14 protein-coding genes are annotated in these 19,148 nt (G+C 69.7%); 11 read left to right on the top strand and 3 right to left on the bottom strand.

Going from position 1 to position 19,148, the window contains the following annotated elements:
- Nucleotides 1-161 precede the first annotated feature (161 nt).
- The 5 genes from Q9R39_RS17075 to rlmB all read left to right on the top strand — a co-directional run bounded on the left by Q9R39_RS17075 (nucleotide 162) and on the right by rlmB (nucleotide 6,869).
- Nucleotides 162-1,670: a condensation domain-containing protein gene (locus Q9R39_RS17075; RefSeq protein ID WP_311277870.1), complete on the top strand. Its 1,509-nt coding sequence runs from the start codon at nucleotides 162-164 to the stop codon at nucleotides 1,668-1,670.
- Entirely contained in the window at nucleotides 1,670-3,121 is a 1,452-nt protein-coding gene (locus Q9R39_RS17070) for an acyltransferase (RefSeq protein WP_311277854.1), read from the top strand. The genes Q9R39_RS17075 and Q9R39_RS17070 overlap by 1 nt, the downstream gene beginning before the upstream one ends.
- Nucleotides 3,118-4,464 carry a condensation protein gene (locus Q9R39_RS17065; RefSeq protein ID WP_311277853.1) on the top strand — a complete coding sequence of 449 codons (1,347 nt, stop codon included), beginning with the start codon at nucleotides 3,118-3,120 and terminating at the stop codon, nucleotides 4,462-4,464. The genes Q9R39_RS17070 and Q9R39_RS17065 overlap by 4 nt, the downstream gene beginning before the upstream one ends.
- Before the next feature lie 63 nt (nucleotides 4,465-4,527).
- Nucleotides 4,528-5,919: a cysteine--tRNA ligase gene (cysS, locus tag Q9R39_RS17060; RefSeq protein WP_065629179.1), complete on the top strand. Its 1,392-nt coding sequence runs from the start codon at nucleotides 4,528-4,530 to the stop codon at nucleotides 5,917-5,919.
- Nucleotides 5,919-6,869 (top strand): 23S rRNA (guanosine(2251)-2'-O)-methyltransferase RlmB, encoded by a 951-nt coding sequence (gene rlmB / locus Q9R39_RS17055; protein WP_065629180.1) that lies wholly within the window; start codon nucleotides 5,919-5,921, stop codon nucleotides 6,867-6,869. Before cysS ends, rlmB begins: the two co-directional genes overlap by 1 nt.
- A gap of 20 nt (nucleotides 6,870-6,889) precedes the next feature.
- Here rlmB and Q9R39_RS17050 read toward each other — a convergent pair whose 3' ends face one another.
- Nucleotides 6,890-7,648, bottom strand: coding sequence for a LamB/YcsF family protein (locus tag Q9R39_RS17050; RefSeq protein ID WP_055475217.1), 759 nt, complete (start codon nucleotides 7,646-7,648; stop codon nucleotides 6,890-6,892).
- A 98-nt stretch (nucleotides 7,649-7,746) separates the two neighbouring features.
- On the opposite strand from Q9R39_RS17050, the gene Q9R39_RS17045 reads away from it, so the two are divergent.
- The gene (locus tag Q9R39_RS17045; protein ID WP_311277852.1) at nucleotides 7,747-9,294 is read left to right on the top strand and encodes a carboxylesterase/lipase family protein; all 1,548 of its coding nucleotides are present in this window, start codon (nucleotides 7,747-7,749) and stop codon (nucleotides 9,292-9,294) included.
- A 293-nt stretch (nucleotides 9,295-9,587) separates the two neighbouring features.
- Here Q9R39_RS17045 and Q9R39_RS17040 read toward each other — a convergent pair whose 3' ends face one another.
- Nucleotides 9,588-10,391 (bottom strand): alpha/beta hydrolase, encoded by an 804-nt coding sequence (locus Q9R39_RS17040; protein ID WP_311277851.1) that lies wholly within the window; start codon nucleotides 10,389-10,391, stop codon nucleotides 9,588-9,590.
- Between the two features lie 269 nt (nucleotides 10,392-10,660).
- On the opposite strand from Q9R39_RS17040, the gene Q9R39_RS17035 reads away from it, so the two are divergent.
- The 4 genes from Q9R39_RS17035 to Q9R39_RS17020 are packed head-to-tail and all read left to right on the top strand — an operon-like array spanning nucleotide 10,661 to nucleotide 17,401.
- Nucleotides 10,661-12,577 (top strand): LPXTG cell wall anchor domain-containing protein, encoded by a 1,917-nt coding sequence (locus tag Q9R39_RS17035; RefSeq protein ID WP_311277850.1) that lies wholly within the window; start codon nucleotides 10,661-10,663, stop codon nucleotides 12,575-12,577.
- A 5-nt stretch (nucleotides 12,578-12,582) separates the two neighbouring features.
- Complete coding sequence (locus Q9R39_RS17030) at nucleotides 12,583-14,193, top strand: hypothetical protein (protein WP_058252620.1); 1,611 nt, start codon at nucleotides 12,583-12,585, stop codon at nucleotides 14,191-14,193.
- The gene (locus Q9R39_RS17025) at nucleotides 14,190-15,749 is read left to right on the top strand and encodes a glycosyltransferase (RefSeq protein WP_311277849.1); all 1,560 of its coding nucleotides are present in this window, start codon (nucleotides 14,190-14,192) and stop codon (nucleotides 15,747-15,749) included. The genes Q9R39_RS17030 and Q9R39_RS17025 overlap by 4 nt, the downstream gene beginning before the upstream one ends.
- A complete protein-coding gene (locus tag Q9R39_RS17020; RefSeq protein WP_058252622.1) occupies nucleotides 15,746-17,401 on the top strand; it encodes a glycosyltransferase family 39 protein in 1,656 nt (551 codons plus the stop codon). Before Q9R39_RS17025 ends, Q9R39_RS17020 begins: the two co-directional genes overlap by 4 nt.
- A 24-nt stretch (nucleotides 17,402-17,425) precedes the next feature.
- Here Q9R39_RS17020 and Q9R39_RS17015 read toward each other — a convergent pair whose 3' ends face one another.
- A complete protein-coding gene (locus Q9R39_RS17015) occupies nucleotides 17,426-18,574 on the bottom strand; it encodes a beta-mannosidase (RefSeq protein ID WP_082652958.1) in 1,149 nt (382 codons plus the stop codon).
- Nucleotides 18,575-18,587: 13 nt separating this feature from the next.
- Between Q9R39_RS17015 and Q9R39_RS17010 the strand changes: the two genes are divergently transcribed.
- Nucleotides 18,588-19,133 (top strand): DUF2599 domain-containing protein, encoded by a 546-nt coding sequence (locus Q9R39_RS17010; RefSeq protein WP_058252623.1) that lies wholly within the window; start codon nucleotides 18,588-18,590, stop codon nucleotides 19,131-19,133.
- Nucleotides 19,134-19,148 lie beyond the last annotated feature (15 nt).

Here is a 19,148-nt window from a genome sequence, read left to right as displayed (position 1 = left end):
CGCCAAACTATCAATCAAGGCGGATCCGGGTTACTGTCTTGACCGTTGATAAGGGCGTCCTAACCACGTTGGTGCGATCGGCTGTGGTGTCTGGGTCTGCGGTGGTGTCGTTGAGGACGTCCACCGAGGTGCTCGAACGCGTGGCGAACACGGAGGAAGTTGTGGAATACACCGAGCTGACCGACTATTCGATGCCCGGCGGCACCGTCACCGCCTGGGAGCCGCAGGTCGACGCCACCGAGTGGCAGACGGACTCCCGACAGCTGTCCTACATGCACCTCGAACACGCCCGCCGGGCGGTCCGCGAGGGGTCGGAGTGGTACAGCCAGTGGATCGGCACCGCCTTCCGGATCGAGCATCCGCTCGACCGGGAAGCTCTCTCCCGCACCATCATCGCGTGGTATCGCCGGCACGAGGCCTTCCGGACCTCGGTACGCGTCCACGAACCGGAGCATCCGCAGGGCGACCTGACCCGGATCACCATATCGGCCGATTCGATCACCGTCCGCCAGCGCGACTTCGGGTCGGACCTGGCCGCCGACGAGGTCTCCGGCCTGGTCACCGACTACTTCAATCGCACGGTCACGCCGCTGAGCTGGCCGCACTGCATCGCCGTGACCGTGGAGCCGACCGGTGACGACACCGGGTTCCTGCTCGTGTTCGCGGCCGACCACACCGTGATGGACGCCTACACCCAGGTGTTCGCCATCCGCGAGCTCACCGCACTCTACGCCGCCGAGGTGACCGGTGAACCCCACGCGCTGCACCAGTTCGGCAGCTACCTCGACTTCAGCGACGCCGAGCGTCGACTCGGTGAGCAGATCGACGCGAACAACGTCGCGGTCAGTCAGTGGCGGGACTTCTTCGACGACACCCCGACCGCCGTGCAGCCCGAACCCGTCCCGCGTTTCCCGCGGTTCGAGGTGCCGGCCGGGTCGCCGCGCACCATCGTGTCGGAACGCCTGCCGGACAACGGGTTCCAGGCGACCTTGTCGCACTGGCTGCTCGACGCCGCGGACACCAAGCGCTTCGACGCGGTGTGCAAGGGTGCCGGATCGTCGATGACGGCGGGGATCTACACCGCGCTGTCCATGACCTCGGCCGCGCTGTCGGGCAGTGCGGATCTGCGATTCATCGGCCCGGTGCACACCCGTAACGCCATCGAGTGGGGCGAAGCCGTCGGCTGGTTCGTCGGCATCATCCCCGTCGCGGTCCGGCCCGGCCGGCCGGCGAAGTTCACCGACGCGCTGACGGCCGTGGCGGCGACCTCCACGCAGTACAAGAGCGTGGGTGCGGCCCCGTTCGCGCCGGTGGCCGAACTCATCGGCGGCGACGTGACCCCGCCCGGCTTCGTGGTGTCCTACATCGACCTCCGTCATGCCGAGGGTGCGGCCGACTGGACACCTCGCCAGGCGCGGGTGCTGCGCAGCGCGACGCGCGACGCCGACGAGGTCTACTTCTGGATCAACCGGATTCCGACCGGGCTCAACGTGTCCGCGCGATTCCCCGCCGACGAGAACGCCGCCGCCGTCGAGGTCTTCCTCTCCACGTTCCGTGAGATCCTGACGACGATCGTCGCCGACGGTGACTGCGAGTACACCTACCGTGCGGTCGAATCCGTGCCGGCCGGAGCGCACACCGGAGGGTCGACGGCCGCACTCGGCAGCTGATGACCGGCGCCGTGCGGACCGTCTTCGCCACGCCCCGGTTCGGTGCGCCGGGCTCGGTGGTGGTCCCGCTGCGCGACCACCTGATCGGCGGTCGGACCGTCGAATGGGAACTGCGCGAAGCCGATCGAGTGGGCCGTGCCGCGCAGCAGTGGGGGAGCGGGGTCTCGTTCCTGCAGTCCGACCACCTGGCGACGATGGGCGACAAGCGGCGTCGCGGCGAGGTGCACACCGGATTCCTGCTCGCCGCCATGCGTTTCGACACCGTCCTCGACGAGGGCGCGATGGCCGCGGCGCTCACCGACTTCGTGCGTCGGCACGAAGAACTGCGCGCGCACTACCGCCCCGGACCGGACGGTCCCCAGCGGTGGGTGGCGCCGCCCGAGGAGTACGTGATCGAGGTCGCCGACTCCGAATCCGTCGTCGTGGACGGGGCCGATCTCGGCACCTGGGTCGGGCGTCGGGCATCGGAAAAGGCTCGCGCGGAACTGGTTCCGGGGTCCTGGTGGGCGGCGACCGTCGGCGACGGCGGTTTCACGTTCTTCGTGGCCACGGATCACGCACACGGCGACGGATATTCGTCGGTGCTCGCACTGACCGAGATCACCGCGCTCTACCGTGCACACTGCGCGGGGAGGACACCCACACCGCCGGCGCCGGGCGCGTTCGGCAAAGCCGTGCTCGCCGAACGGTCCGCGGCGGCCGCGCTCCCGCCCGACGACGAGCGGGTGGCGATGTGGCGAGAGGTGTTGCTGGCCAACGACGGTCGCGCACCGCGGTGCCCGCTCGACCTGGGCCTCACCGACGACGCCCCGGCCCCGGCGGTCGCGGTGGAGCAGTGGTTGCTCGATCCGGATGCGCTCGCGCGCTGCGACGCCCGACTGGACCGGACCGGCGGGGGATTCGCCGGTCTCCTGTACGCCGCCCTGGCGGTGCGTCACCGCGAGATCACCGGTGAGTCGCGGTTCTTCGTCTCCACGGTGCTCGCCACCCGCGACGCCGGGACCGCGTGGACCCAGGGCTGGCTGTGCAACTTCGCCCCGATCGCCGTGGAGCTCCCCGCCGAGCCGGTGCCCTTCGACGACGTGGTGCGCGCGGCCGGGCGCAGCGTGCGCGCCGCGCGCCGCGCGAGTTCGGCACCCGCACACGGGGTCCTGGCGTTGCTGGCCGCCGAAGGCGTCTTCCGTGGCCTGGACGGCAGCCCGTACATGGTGTCCTATACCGATCTGGCGCGACTACCGATCGGCGACGACCCGGCCCTGACGACGATGCAGACCTCGAGTGGTGTCGGCCCCACGCGCAACGCCAACCTGTGGTTCACGCGGACCCCCGCGGGCCTCGTCGTCCGGTGTCATCTCCCCGACAACGACGTGGCACGCACATCGGTCGCCGACCACCTCGCACGTGTCGGCGGCATCCTCGACGACTATGCGAGCGGGAGGCCCGAGCGGTGAAGCTCTCGAGTTCGGAGACCTGGGAGGTCGAGCCGGGGGAACTGATCCGATGGCTCCCGATACCCGGCGGCTGCGCGGCGTCGTCGAGCGCGCCGGTGTCGGAGAACGAGCGATTCCACCTGGGCTCGATCGCGCAGGGGCAGCCCGGCTGGATCGCGCTCACGCTCGACTTCCCCGAGCGGCTCGAGCTCGCGCGCCTGGGCGAGGTGGTGTCCACCGTCATCGCGCGGCACGACGTCCTGCGCAGCCACTACGTGGCGACCGACACCGGATACCAGCGCGTGCTGCACGGCGGCGTCGACGTCAAGGAGGACTCGCCCGAACCCGACGCCGGGCTCGGGCCCGCGGGATTCGCGGCCGACCTGTCCGGACGGATCACCGCCACGTGCAACCCGTTCGAGCCGGTGCCGCACTTCCTGGCCGCCGTCCGCAGAGCGTCGAGCACGACCCTCGTCTGCGGGTTCGACCACTGCTACGTCGACGCGCGCTCGATGGCGCTGCTGTCCTCCGAGATCTGCGATCTGCTCGCCGGAGCGGCCCTCGCTCCCGCGGAGTCCGGGCTGGACGCGCTGCGTCGGGTCGCGGGCGACGAGGCGGCGGTGACCCCCGACGACCCCCGACTGGTCGAGTGGGGACGATTCCTGGCCGCGACCGACTGGCAGGTCCCGGAGTTCCCCGTCGACCTCGGTGTCCCGGCGGGCGAATCCGTGGAGATGCGCACGATCGTCGAGACCCTCCTGCCGGGCGATACTGCGCGGGCATTCAGTTCGGCGGTCCACCGACACGGCGGACGGACGTACCCCGCGGTGCTCACCTGCGCGGCGATGGCCGTCAAGTCGCTCGGCGGGCCCGACGAGCTCGCCACCGTGGTGCCCACCGGCACCGGCGCGGGCCCCGGGTGCGTCGGCTGGTCGGTGGGCAACGCGCCCCTGCGGATCACCGCGGGCGACGATCTGTTCGCGGCGGCAGAGATCAACACGGCCCGGCTCGCCGCCGCCCTGCCGCTGGCCGAGATCGGGCTGACCCCGGTCTACCTCGCCTTCGGCAACCGGCTCCGCCAGCGCCGGTCGGACGTCTTCATGATGTCCTACGTCGACTACACGCGGCTGCCGGGTCCGCACCGCGGGGTACGGGCCGAACAGGTCTCCAGTGCCAAACCGACCGACACCGCACAGTGGTGGTTCTGGCGCGATGCGGACGGGATCCACGTCCGCGTGCGGCATCCCGCCACCGAAAGGGCGGTCGCGGTCCTCTCCGCGACCATCGCGGAGATGAGGGCGACCGCCGCCGCCGTCGTCGCGGAGCCGGCCGGCCCGGTCGGCGTCCCCGGTGAGCGTGCGTGAGGTGCGCGCACCTGCGGCTCGGGCCGTAGGTGGCCAGGTCAGGGTCCGGTAGGATTGCCGGTCGTGACCCTGCGCCTGTATGACACCGACTCCCGAGAGGTGCGCGACTTCGTGCCGCTGCACCCAGGCCAGGCGTCGGTGTACCTGTGCGGGGCGACGGTCCAGGGAGTTCCGCACATCGGGCACGTCCGCAGCGGCATCGCCTTCGACATCCTGCGGCGCTGGCTGACCCACCAGGGCCTCGACGTGCTGTTCGTGCGCAACGTGACCGACATCGACGACAAGATCCTGCGGAAGGCCGCGGACGCGGGACGGCCGTGGTGGGAATGGGCGGCCACCCACGAGCGTGCGTTCGACGACGCCTACCGCGCGCTGGGGGTCCTGCCGCCGTCGGCCGAGCCGCGGGCCACGGGGTTCGTCACCCAGATGATCGAATACATGGAGCGACTGATCGACCGCGGACACGCCTACGTCGCCGACGGCAATGTGTACTTCGACGTCCTGAGCCTGCCGGAGTACGGGTCGCTGTCCGGACACCGGCTCGACGACGTGCATCAGGGCGAGAGCGCGGGGACCGGCAAACGCGATCCCCGCGACTTCACCCTGTGGAAGGCGGCCAAGCCCGACGAGCCGTCCTGGCCGACGCCCTGGGGCCCCGGCCGTCCCGGCTGGCACCTCGAGTGCTCGGCGATGGCCACCTCGCTGCTCGGCGCTGAGTTCGACATCCACTGCGGCGGGATGGATCTCATCTTCCCGCACCACGAGAACGAGATCGCGCAGGCACACGGTGCGGGAGATGCGTTCGCGCGCTACTGGTTACACAACGGCTGGGTCACCATGGGTGGCGAGAAGATGAGCAAGTCGCTGGGCAACGTGGTGTCGATCCCCGCGATGCTGCAACGGGTCCGGGCGGTCGAGCTCCGCTACTACCTCGGCAGCGCGCACTACCGGTCGATGCTGGAGTACTCGTCTGGCGCGCTCACCGAGGCCGCCGCCGGCTATCGGCGCGTCGAGTCGTTCGTGGCCCGGGTCGGCGCGCGCGTGGGCGAGGTGGTCGTCGGGGATGTCGACCCCGAGTTCGCCGCCGCGCTCGACGACGACCTCGGCGTCCCGGCCGCACTCGCGGTCGTGCACAACGTGGTTCGGCAGGGCAACACCGCGTTGGAGTCCGGTGACGGAGCCGCCGCGCTGGCGGCGGCATCCACGGTCCGCGCGATGATGGGGATTCTGGGCGTCGACCCGCTGGACGACCGGTGGGCGGGTGCCGCCGACGAGTCGGCCACCACCTCCGCACTCGACGTGCTGGTGCAGGCGGAATTGCAGCGACGCGCCGACGCGCGCGTCGCCAAGGACTGGGCGACCGCGGACGCGGTGCGGGATCGGCTGGCGCAGGCCGGTATCGAGGTCACCGACACCCCCGACGGTGCGCAATGGGCATTGAAGGGTGAGGCGTGATGGCAGGGAATTCCAAGCGCAGAGGCGCGATTCGCAAGGACGGCACCAAGAAAGGACAGACCGTCGGGTCGGGTGGTCAGCGTCGCCGCGGCCTCGAGGCCCGTGGCGCGACACCGAAAGCGGTTGACCGGCCGTATCATCCGGCCCACAAGCGAGCCAAGGCGGCGTCGAAGTCGGCGGCCGGCCGCGGCGGGGCGCGGGCCCGGGACGAAGGCCCCGAGTATGTCCTCGGCCGCAATCCGGTTGTGGAATGCCTGCGCGCCGGCGTGCCGGCCACCGCGCTGTACATCGCCACCAACTCCGAGCCCGACGAGCGGGTCGCCGAGGCGGTGAAGATCGCCGGCGACTCGGCGATCTCCATCCTCGAGGTCGGCAAACCCGAACTCGATCGCCTGTCCACCAACGGAATGCACCAGGGCATCGCGCTGCAGGTGCCGGAGTTCGAGTACACCCACCCGGACGACCTGATGGCGGAGGCCAAGGCCAGCGGCACCCCGCCGCTGCTCGTCGCCCTCGACAACATCACCGATCCGCGCAACCTGGGCGCGGTGATCCGCTCGGTCGCGGCCTTCGGCGGGCACGGCGTGGTCATCCCCGCACGACGCAGCGCGAGCGTGACGGCCGTCGCCTGGCGGACCAGCGCCGGTGCCGCGGCGCGCCTGCCGGTCGCCCGCGCGACCAATCTGACTCGCACATTGAAGGATTGGGCCGACGCCGGGGCGCAACTGGTCGGTCTCGATGCAGACGGTGACGTCACCCTCGACGACTACGACGGCAGCGGCCCCACCGTGATCGTGGTCGGTTCGGAGGGCAAGGGGCTCTCCCGCCTCGTCCGCGAGAGCTGCGACTCGATCCTGTCCATTCCGATGGCCGGCGACGTCGAGAGCCTCAACGCCTCGGTCGCCGCGGGTGTGGTCCTCGCCGAGTTCGCCCGCCAGCGACGCGGCTAGGCAGCATCCCTCCCGGCCGGTCAGGCCGGTGGCGCGCCGATGACGATTCCGGCGGCGGTGAGTGCGTCGCGCACGGCCTGCGCGTGTCCGACCGCGCCCGGGGTGTCGCCATGGAGGCAGACCGATCCGGCGTCGACGTCGATCAGGGTTCCGTCGATCGCGCCGATCCGGCCCGTCGTGACGAGTTCGACCACCCGTCGCGCGATCTCGGCGCTGTCCGACAACACCGCGCCGTCGGTTCCGCGCGGCACGAGGGTGCCCTCCGGGGTGTAGGCGCGGTCGGCGAACGCCTCGGAGATGGTGTCGAGTCCCGCCCGTCGGGCGCGTGACAGCACCTCCGATCCCGGTAGCCCCATGACCGCCAATCCGGCGTCGACATCGCGGACCGCGGTGACCACGGCCTCGGCCTGCTGCTCGTGATGGACGATGGTGTTGTACAGCGCGCCATGCGGTTTGACGTAGGTGACGGCCCCGCCGACCGATCGGGCGAGGGCGTCGAGCGCGCCGATCTGGTACACCAGGTCGGCGACGAGGTCCGGAGTCGTCATCTCCATGAACCGGCGCCCGAAGCCGCTGCGATCGGGGTAGGACACCTGGGCGCCGATCCGGACCCCGGCGTCGACCGCGGCCCGGCAGGTGGCGAGCAACTGCGCGGGGGTGCCGGCGTGAAAGCCGCACGCCACGTTGGCGCTGGTGACGATCCCCAACATCGCCGCGTCGTCGCCGATGCCTTCACCGAGGTCGGCGTTGAGGTCGATGCGTGCCGCGCCGGAACCCATGAGCGCATCGTAGTGGTGGCCGACCAGCGGGGACCGCCCGATCGGTGTGTGTGCGGCGGCGGGTAGACGAACTCGTCGTTTCGTCTACGGTGGTGGGTATGGCAGTACTCGACAGTAAGGTGACCACCCGTAACGGCGTGGTCGAGGGCGCCCGGGGGAAGCGGCTGCGCAAGGGGACCATCAGCTGGCGAGGCATCCCGTTCGCGGCACCGCCGGTGGCCCATCGCCGGTTCCGTGCACCGGAGCCCGCCCACGACTGGCCCGGCGTCCGCGACTGCACCAAGGTGGCCAAAGCGGCCATCCAGGAGAAGCGGTTCACGGCCATCGCACCGGGCAAGTTCGCGCCGATGGCTGAGGACTGCCTCACGCTGAACGTCTACTCGCCGGATGTGGTGTCCTCGACGCCGCGACCGGTGATGGTGTTCATCCACGGCGGTGCGTTCATCCTCGGCACGGCCGCCACCCCGCTCTACGACGGCGCCTTCCTCGCGCGTGCCCAGGACGTCGTCGTCGTCACCATCCAGTACCGGTTCGGTCCGTTCGGCTTCCTCGACCTCGGTCAGTTCGCCACCGAGGATCGTCCGTTCGACTCCAACGTCGGACTGCGTGACCAGATCGCGGCCCTGCAGTGGGTCCAGGACAACATCGAGGCGTTCGGCGGCGACGCGGAGAACGTCACGATCTTCGGCGAGAGCGCCGGCGGGTCGTCGGTGCTCTCGCTGCTGTCCGCCCCGTCGACGACCGGTCTCTATCACCAGGCCATCGCGCAGAGTCCCGCCCCGGAACTGATCGTCGAGCAGGACGCGGCGAAGATCTACGCGGACGAGTTCGTCCGGCTGTTGCGCGACCCGCAACGTCGGGCGACCTCTCTCGAACGGGACGAGCCGCCGGTCGACACGGTCCACGCCCAGCGTCTGCTCACCTCGCCCAACCCGGCGTTGCTGCTGGCGGCGGGGAACCGGCTGATGCGATTCGCCACCAAGACCGCCGGTGGTGCGATCCCGTTCGCGCCCGTCGTCGACGGCGACCTGCTGCCGCGGTCGCCGCTCGCCGCCGCCGCGGGTGGGCTCACGCAGCCGGTGCCGCTCGTGATCGGCAGCAACCGCGACGAGGGCAAGCTGTTCGCCAAACTCTGGAACGTCCTGCCCGACGCCGAACGCACCCTGATGCGCGTCGAGGACGAGGAGGTCCGGCGCGAGATCGCCTCGCACTACGAGGACGGGGACCGCGATCGCATCCGGCTGGCCGGCGACTCGATCTTCTGGGCACCGATGAGCGCCTTCGCCGACGGGCACAGCGCCGTCGCCCCGACCTACGTGTACCGCTACGACTACCAGACGAAGGTGCTCGAGGCCACGGGCTTCGGGGCCACGCACGCCACCGAGCTGTTCAGCGTGTTCGGTGCCTACCGGGCCCCGATGGGTGCCGGTCTCGCCCTTGCCGACTGGCCCGCCACCGGCCGGGTCACCAAGAACGTCCAGACCCGCTGGGGCGGGTTCGCCCGCACCGGCGACCCCGGTTTCGGCTGGCCCGCCTACACCACCGCCGACCGCAAGGTCCTCGTCCTCGACGACCCCGACCACGTCGAGGCCGACCCGGACAGCCTGCGGCGCCAGGCGTGGTACCGGGTGCATTCGTCGGCCTAGGCGGCCGTCGTGCACAACGAGAGAACACTCCTCAGCATCCACATCTCTGCTCCCTGAGGTGCGAGCGAAGCGAGCCACGAAGGGCTTCGCAACGTGTCTCACCAGGCCCTTCGTGGCTCGTCGCTCACGCTCCTCACACCTCAGGGAGCAAAGGGGCAATCGCTGACGCTCCTCACACCTCAGGGAGCAAAGGGGCAATCGCTGACGCTCCTCACACCTCAGGGGGCAATGGGTATGTCGTTCTCTCGGATCAGGGAGCAGGGGCAGGTCGTGCTTTCGGTCGGGGAGGGGGGTCAGCCGAACTCCCAGACCGACGGGGGGTCGGCGGCCAGGAACGACAGGACGAGCGGGTTGAACAGCTCGGGCGATTCGACCGGCAGGATGTGGGTGCCCGGGATCACGGCCAGCCGGGCCGACGGCAGCGTCCGCGACAGCTCGAGCGCGTGCTCGAGGCGGACGAGCCCGCGATCGCCGACCACCACCAGCGTCGGTACCTCGACGCCGGTGAATTCGCTTACCTCGCACTCCGGTTCGGCGGCGAGCATCCGGACCGCCTTGTCGAAGACCGTCTCGAAATGCTCGGGCCCGTCCGGTGACGTGGTGTCGTAGTAGATGCGCAGGTAGTCCATCGTCACCGGGTCGCGGCGAGACACCCGGGAGATGAACTCGTCGGCCATCCGGCCGGCACGGTTCAGGTATCCGCCGACGAACACCAGCCGATGGACGAGGTCCGGGCGGTCCCGGGCGACGAGCAGGGCGACGGTGCCGCCGTCGGCCCATCCCACCAGATTGGCAGGCCGGCGCACGACGGTCTCGAGATAGACGATCGTGCGTGCCACGATCCGGTCGAGGTGGAACTCGCCGGGGAGGTCGGGACTGTGACCGTGACCGGGCCGTTCGGGTACGAACACCTGCTGACCGGCGTCGAGGAAGGCGGGGATCTGCGTTCCCCACGTCGACGCCGACGCGAACAGCCCGTGGAGCAGGACCATCGGCGGGCCGTATGACTCGCCGGCGGTGAAGTGCCAGATCGTCGCGTCGGCGATGTCCACGTAGACGCCGCCGTCGACGCGTTCGCCGGCGTGAACCTGTCGCATCGCGCTCCCTCGAATCTCGCCGGACGTGTCGACCTGCAGGACATGGTCGCAGAGTCGGGTGCCGGTTCGGGGCATCGTTGGCGAATCGAGATGGCACGGATGACTCGCACCGGGCGGCCCACCGGTCCGATCGCGTGAAAATATGTGCCGAGCCGTGTCGTGGGATAGGTTCTCTTCGGGGCGTTAAGGGTCGGGACGGGGGTCACTCGAAGGGTGGCGAATGCACGTGTCCTGGAAAACCCGCGGCGAGTCGCGTTGTCGACGTAGCCGTGCGTGGGCCGGCGTTGTTGCTGGTGGGCCTGCTGTTGGCCGGCATCGCCTCGATCGGGGCGCCGTCGACACCGGCCGCGCAGGCGGCGCCGGGGGATCCGCCTGCGCCGCTGAACCTTCGCGATCTCGGTTCGTCGCCGACCATCGCGTTCCCGGGACAGCAGGGCGAGGTGAGTCTGTCCCTCGCGATACCGCCGGATCTCGCCCTCACCGAATTGCGCGGCGTCACGCAGTATCCCGCTTTCGTCACCGGCGGCAACATCGACGTCCTGCAGGAAGGCCGGCTGATCTCGCGGACGCCGATCAATCCGGCTGTGAATTCGCCGATCTCGCTGTCGCTACGCGGCGTGCGGGTCGAACGCAACGCCGCCGACATCGTCCTGCGGACCTATCTGCGCACGGCCGGATCGTGTCTGTTCGACCCCGATTCGGGGTTGCGCATCCAGAACGCGACCGTCACATACGGCGGCCGAGAAGCCGCGCCGAACAGCGTCGCCGAGTTCCTGCCGCCGGTTCTGCGCAAGCTGACCATCTTCGTCCCCGACGACGTGCGGCCCGCCGAGGGCGCTGCGGCCGTGTCGCTCGCGACCGCCGTGATCGCGAATTACGGTGCGGCGACAGTGGAGATCGAGACGGACTCGCTGCCGCGCGGTGATGCCGCACCCGACGAGGAGATCGAACCGCTCGAACGGCAGATCGTCATCAACTCGGCCCTGCCCGACGGACTCAGCCTGGGGCCGGGTGCAGGCTGGCCGGTTTTGCGGATCGGCGGCAGCGAGGACGACCTGGAGACCCAGGTCGAGTTCCTCACCTCTGATCTCTCGTCGATCGCCGTCAGTTCTGCGGCCGTGGCCGGACCGCCTTTTGCCGCACCGCAACTCGCGCCGGAGGTCACCACGCTCGCCGAACTGGGCGTGGGGGATCAGCGCGTCTCGGCGACCGGCTGGCCGACCATCTCGTTCGGGGTCGACCAGACGCGCCTGGGACGGCCGTCTCAGAACGTGCGAATCCAGCTGAAGGGCACCTACACCCCGATGGGCGGCCAGATCGCGGTGTCCGTCGGGGACCGGGTCATCGCCTCCTGGCCCGCCGACTCCTCCGGCAGCTACAACTCCTGGGTCGACATCCCCGCCGACCTGCTGACGCGTTTCACCGAGGTCACCGTCACCTACAACCACGGCGACGTCGGCGAGCAGTGTGGCGCGGGAGTGCGGAGTTCGCTGAGCCTGGACTCCTCCGGTGAGGTGCGATCCGAGGTCGCCGACCCGCCGACACCATCCGGGTTCGCATCGTTGCCGCAGGCGTTGATGCCGCGGAACTCGTTGGCCTGGACCCGCGGTGACGTCGCCGACGTCGCCCGCGCGGTGGCACTGATGTCGGGCCTGCAGCGACTGTCGGCGGTGCGTCTCGGAGTCGACGTCGTACCGCTCGACGACGCCATGTCGGCCTCGGCCCCCGCGGTCGTCATCGCCGCGGACGGCCAGGGATTGCCCGAGCTGTCGCTGCCGGTGACCGCCGACGGCGGCACGGTCTCGGTGCTCAATCCGGACGGCCGGCGCGCCGAGGTGCTGCTGTCGCCGACCGTGCGCTTCGGTTCGCTGCAGGTGGCCCGTGATGCCGGCCGGTCGGTGCTGGTCGCGACGTCGACGAACGACGCCGCTGATCTCGACGCCCTGCTCGACTGGCTGGCCGCCGATCCCGATCGCTGGCCGTCGCTGAACGGCGACGCCTTGTTGCAGGTGTCCGGCCAGGAGCCCGTCCTCGTGGTCGATGACGACGCGCAGCAGCCGGAATCGTCGACCGGCGACACCTCCTGGGTGGCGTTCGCGGTCGTCGGGGTCGGCATCGTCGTGGTGGCGGCCGTCGCGGCGACCCTCATCCTGCGCCGTCGACGGCAACGGACCGCCGAGAGCTGACCGGCGTGCCCGAGGCTCCCGCGACGACCACGGCCCAGAACCCGGAACCGTCGACCCCGGATCCGGGGTCGGCCGGTGCGACGAGTGCGGTCGCCACGCTCGTCGGCGTCGTCACGCGCCGCAAGCCCGAGACGCCGCACCCCGCTTTTGTCGATCACCCGGAGTGGCTGGTGGCGGCCCGGTGGCTGTTCCTGATCGGGTGCACGGCCCTGGGGTTCTGGAACACGATCGTCGCGATCGTCGACGAGTTGATGGCGCAGACGCTCATCCTCTACGTCCCGGTGCTGGTCGTCCTCGCGCTGATCGCCGTCATCGGGGTGTCGTGGCGCACCGTCGACGAACTGCCGATCTACGACCGGCAGACCGACGTCATCGTCGGCATCGTGGTGCTGATCCTCGCGCTGGCGATGAAGTATCTGGTCAACCCGCGCTATGCGCGCGCGTACCTCACCACCCACATGGATCTGCTCGCCCTGTGGTTGTTCGTCTTCGGCGCCGCGGTTCTGCTCTTCGGGCTGCGTCCGGTCGCCCGCTACCGGTGGGTGTGGCTGCTGTTGGTGCTCATCTTCCCGCCGCCGGTCCGCGCCGTCGTGCTGATCATGGGTGGGACGTCGCTCGCCGCCGGTTTCGTGGTGGTGCTGATGGCCGTCGCCGCGACCGCGATCGCGGTGGGTCGGACCTGGCGCCGAAAATTGGTCGCGGCGCTGCTGGCCGGTGCGGTGGGCCTGGTCGCGCTGTTCGTGCTCGACGCGCTCGGCGCGCCCCGGAACATCGTCGTGCCCTATCCGGGCCTGATCGCGGCCCTCGCGACGTCGGCCTACATGCTGGTCGACTATCGGCGGCGCGGCGGCCGGCAGTGGTCGCCGCCCGAGGCCGGCCGGATCAGTCCGCCGAAAGTCCCGTTCGTGGGCCGGCCGGGTCTGGTGGTGCTGCTCGTGGCGGTCCTGCTGGCGCTGTGCCCCACCCCGCCGGTGGGTAGCAACTACCAGAGCAATCGCTATCCGCAGCTCGGTATCGGTGAGCCGCTCGTGGTCCCGGTCGGCTGGCGGCAGGAGTCCCTGGGTGTCTACGGGTGGGTGTCACGCCTCTACGGGCCGGGGTCCGTGCTGATCCGCCAGGTCCTGGTGCAGACCCGCGGCAACCGCGCCTACGACAAGTTCGCGCGTCCCCGGCGGGTGGTCGTCGACAGCGTCGACAGCAGGCGGCCACTCGTCCTCGACGTCTACCCGGACATCTTCCGCTACGACCTGTCCAGCGAACGCACGAGCCTTCCGATCGAGGTGGACCTGTCGAACGGGGTCCGGGGTCGGGTGTGGAGTGTCGTCGACGACGAGCGCTACCTCACCTACACGGCGTTGTCCTGGCGATGGAACAACGGCAACCGGACCCAGCAGGTCATGCTGTGGGCAGTCGACAACCACGAGCCCGAGGCCTACTTCCCGGAGCCGCGGATCACCATCCTCGCGAACATGAACTCGCTGATGACGATCCTGCTGCGGGGCAACTCGGTCCTGCTGGACACCGACCCGCAACTCAAGGACGAGGCCCTGCTCATCGGCTTGGCCGGGGAGCTCATCCGGGCCCAGCTCGGGGCCGCTCGGGGGGCCGGTGCATGAGCATCGACAAGGCCGGCCCCGGGCACGCCGCAGCCGCCTACAAGCCGGGGGTCGCGCGCAGCACCAGACCGACGCGTCCGGTGGCCGAACTGCTCGCCGACCCGGGCTACCGGGCGCAGGCCCTCGAAGACGCCGTGAACCGTCTCCGCAACGCCGACGAGGACATGTCGGCCTCGGTGGCCTTCAGCCGGATTCAGAAGATCATCGGGTTCACGCTGCTCGGCATCATCGCCGTCGCGATGGTGATCGAACCGGTCGGGACCTGCGCGACCCTGGTCTCGATCGCCACGATCGGATACGTGGTGACCCTCGCCGACCGCCTGGTGATCTTCCGGCGGGGACTGGTCAACGGTGCCATCCGCGTCTCCGACGAGGACGCCCGGTCCATCCCCGACGACGAGTTGCCCGCCTACACCGTGTTCGTCCCGGCCTACGGCGAGCCGGAGGTGGTGGGTCAACTGGTGGCCGCGATGGAGACGATCGAGTACCCACGGGACAAGCTCCAGGTCCTGCTGCTGTTGGAAGAGGACGACGAGCCGACGATCGAGGCGGCGCGCGGGGTGGAGGAGAACGGGATCGTCACGGTCGTCCTGACACCCCCGGCGCAGCCGCGGACCAAACCGAAGGCCTGCAACTACGGCATGCACTTCGCCACCGGCGACATCGTCACCATCTTCGACGCCGAGGACAAACCGGACCCGTTGCAGCTGCGTCGGGCGGTGTACGTGCTGAACAACTCCGGCGACGACTCGGTGGTCTGCGTGCAGGGCAAGCTCAGCTTCCACAACGTGCGCGACAACATGCTGACCGAGTGGTTCACGGCCGACTACGGCATCTGGTTCGGCTTCCTGCTGCCGGGCATGATGGTCAGTCGAGCGCCGATCCCGTTGGGCGGCACGTCGAATCACTTCCGGCGCGATGTCCTCGACACGATCGGCGCCTGGGACCCCTACAACGTGACCGAGGACGCCGACCTCGGGGTCCGGATCGCCGACCACGGATACCGCACCCTGGTGCTCGACTCGGTCACGATGGAAGAGGCCAATGTCGATGCCATCAACTGGGTCCGCCAGCGCTCCCGTTGGTACAAGGGCTACATGCAGACGTGGCTCGTCCACATGCGGCACCCGGTCAAGCTCTGGCACATCCTCGGGCCCGTCGCGTTCGTGCGCTTCACGCTGCTGATCGCCGGGACCCCGGTGATCGCCTGCCTGAACATGGTGTTCTGGCTGATCCTGGCGCTGTGGATCGGCGGACAGCCACCGGTCGTCGCCGAGCTGTTCCCCGGACCCATCTACTACCTGTCGCTGATCTCGCTGCTGCTGGGCAACGGGGCGGCGCTGTACATGAACCTCGTCGCGATCCGCGAGGACGATCGCAGCGAACTGCTCGGTTCGGCCCTTCTCATCCCGCTGTACTGGCTGATGATGAGTGTCGCCGCCATCAAGGGCATGTGGCAGATCCTGGTCAATCCGTCCTACTGGGAGAAGACCTTTCACGGTCTGTCGACGAGCAGTTCACCGGACACCGATCCCGACGGGCAGGAGACGACGTGACCCGCCGTGTCCCGGCCTCGGTGCTGATCTTCCTCGCGACGTGGATCCCGTACCTCGTCATCGGGGTCTACCTCGTCAGCGAGGTGCAGCTGTTCTTCGGCGACGCGCTGTCGAGGGTGCAGTCGGCACAGAGCGTGCTGTTCAGTCGGACACCGCATCTCGCGGCGATCGGATTCATCTTCACCCCGCTGACCGCCATCGTCCAGCTGCCGCTGACCGCGCTCACCCCGTGGATCCCGGAGATGACGACGCAGGCGCTCTCGGCGGTGATCATGTCGTCGGCGTTCATGGCCGGATCGGTGGTGCAGGCGTCGGGGATCGCGCGCGACCAGGGCCTGCGTCCTCTCGTGGCAGGCACTTTCACGACCTTCTACGCGATCAATCCGATGATCGTCCTCTATGCCGCGAACGGGATGAGCGAGGCGCCGTACCTCTTCTTCTTGGCCTGGGCCACCCGTCGTCTGATCCGGTGGGTCTCCTCAGACGACGTCCACGAGCTCGTGGTGGCCGGGATCGCGCTCGGCCTGTCCTATCTCACCCGCTACGACGGCGGTGCCGCCGCATTGGCCGCGGCCTTCGTGGTCGGCTGGGTGACCTACACACGTCGCGACCGCCGAAAACGGGTGTCGCGCACGCTCCTCGCCATCACCCTGGTGGTGGCGCCCAGCGCACTGGCCTTCCTCGCCTGGGCGGCGGCGGGCTGGCTCATCACGGGTGACGCGTTCGCGCAGTTCACCTCTGAGTACGGCAACGCCGCGATCATCGCGCAGTCCGGCGGTAGCGGGTCGTCGACGACCGGGGATGCGATCGGGTTCTCCCTCACCGAGATCTTCATCCTCGCGCCACTGCTTCCGATACTCATTCTCGGAGTCATCGGGGTCCGTGCCCGACGTCATCGGCTTGCGGCGATGTTGCCCGCACTGTTGATCGTGGCCGTGCTGGCGTTTCAGGTCTTCGGTTACTCACGCGGTTCGACGTTCGGCTTTCTTCGGCTCTACATGACCGTGGTCCTGCTCGCCGCCGTCATCGCGCTGTTGTCTGTGCCCCTGCGGGAGCAGGTTCCGATGCGTCGCGAGGGCAGGCATTCGGACATTCTGCCGGCCCGCCCCTATGCCTCGCGTTGGAGTAACAAGATCGCCGCGACGATCGTGATCGTCGTGGTCGCCACCGCGATCCCGGTCACCGCCGCCGGGATGACGTCACCCAAGTACGCGCCCCAGGAGTTCGCGCTCGGATCGGTGGTCGATCCGCGCCCGGACTCGGTGGACCAGAAGTACCTCGGCGAGCAGCGCATCGTGCGGTCGTTCTCCACCGAGCGGGCGCTGGCGCAGTATCTCGACGGTCTGGACCTGCCCGACGGCGCGGTGTTGTGCGACACCGTGTACGGCTTCGCGGTGGTGGTCCAGTCCGAGCGGCCGCGCCAGTTCGTCATCCCGTCGGATCGCGACTTCGCGCAGCTGCTCAACGACCCGGTCGGCGGCGGTGTGCGCTACTTCCTCACCGTCCCACCGGAAGGTCGGGGACTCTCCGACGCGGTCAACCAGCGGTATCCGACCATCTACGAGAACGGCGCCCAGATCGGGGTTCTCGTCCTCGAGGCGCGCAACCAGGGCGCGGATCTGCCGGACTGGCGGCTGTATCAGCTGGTGTGAGCTCGCGCGGGCCATCGCAGGTGGTCAGGAGGAGTTCTCGCGCACCACATTCCAGGCCGGGTCATCGAGCCCGATGTCGTACGTGCACTGCGCACCGCGCGGGTCCGGGACGAAGGACCACAGCAGCGCGCCGGCGACCCCGGCGTCGCGATGGCGCGCGACGATGGTCTCGAACTGCGCGGCCCGATTCGCGATCGAGCCACATGAGCCGGCATGTATCCCGATCTCGTTGACCACCAGCGGTTTTCCGAGCTCGCGGGCCTGTGCCAGTCGTGCGCGCAGATTGCTGCCCGCGGGCCCCGATTCGGGGTCGACATCGGAGCGGTAGTCGTGGAAGTCGAGCACGTCCACGCCGGCCGAGCCCAGGACCTCGGCATAACCCGCGCCCGCGAGGCCGCACTGGTCGCCGCCCACCACTCCCGAGAAGATCGGCCGGTCGGCGTCGTAGGCCCGGAGATGGGCGCCGGCGCGGTCGAAGAACGAGCGCAACACGGCCGTCGCATCGTCGGGACACGTTCGCGCCTCCCAGTCGCACGAGGCCGGACCGCATTCGCTCGCCTCGGGCTCCCCGACGAGTTCCCAGCCGGCGATCGACGGCTCGTCGTGCCAGCGGGTCACCGCGATCTCGACCCACTCCGCGTACGTCAGCCCGCCGACGATCTCCTGGCTCTGCCAACCGTCGACGTAGAAGTCGCGCTCCTTGAACCGCTCGTCCTCACAGTCGCCCGAGCCTCCGGTGAGGACCGGCAGGACCATCTGGTGATGCCGGGCCGCGGCCCGGAAGACCCGGTCGATCGGCCCGAAATCGATGAGCCCGCTGCGCTTGTCGACGGCGAAGACCGAGTACAGGTTGAATCGGGTCAGCGCACGGGGCGGGAGTCTGTCGAAGTACCCGTCGACCTCGACCTGGGCGCCGCAGCCGCGGTTGACCGACCAGTCGGTGCTGAGCTGATAGGCGTTGAACCCCGCTGGCCACCAGGGTTTCCCGTCGAGCATTAGGCCGGTGGGAGTGGTCGAGGCCCGATGCGACTGGGTGACCTGGGGAGGTCCCGGATCGGGGGTGCGCGCACACCCCGCGAGGCACAGCACGACGACGGCGATCGCGGTGACGAACAACCCGACCGCCCGCTTCTGCGTGCGCCGGCGGACCACAAGGTGCAGGCTACCCGTCACCTAGGGTGTCGGTATGTCGACGGGGTTGCGCAGGGCGGGTGCGGGAGAGGCCGACGGAGGGCGGCGGCGGTGGCGCGCCGCGGCCGGCGCGCTGGCCGTCGCCGCGGTCCTGTCCGCGTGCGGGACAGACGCGGTCGACCCCGGAGCACTGGGTCCGAGCACGACCGGCTCGAGCACGACGAGCCCGTCGCCCACCCCGTATTCATCGGGCCCGTACTCGCCCACCGAGAGCGCGCCGACGATCGTCTACCGCCCGCCGTACATCGAGCGGACCGAGTGGACCGACACCGCGGTCGGTCCGAGCCTCTCGGTGTTCCCCACGAATTCCGGGCGCTACACCACCGACCCCGGCGCGATGGCCGCCGCGTGGGCGGAGGTCGTCGCTCTCGACCCCACCGCCGACACCCCCGGGATGCAGGCCCAGTTCGATTGCCACTGGCGGTTCGCCCGCATCGTCGAACCCGAGAAGCCCAGCTGGAACCTCGAACCCGGCCGGCCGGTCGTCGCCGAGGAGGACATGGTCGGCGCCGGCTGCAACCCCGGTTTCGCCGAGGAATGACAAGTACTGCGGTGC

This window comes from Gordonia sp. AC31 (assembly GCF_031844505.1).
Classification (GTDB): Bacteria; Actinomycetota; Actinomycetes; order Mycobacteriales; family Mycobacteriaceae; genus Gordonia; species Gordonia hongkongensis.
The sequence above is the reverse complement of the archived record's forward strand: the minus strand, read 5'-3'. Positions and strand labels throughout refer to the sequence as shown.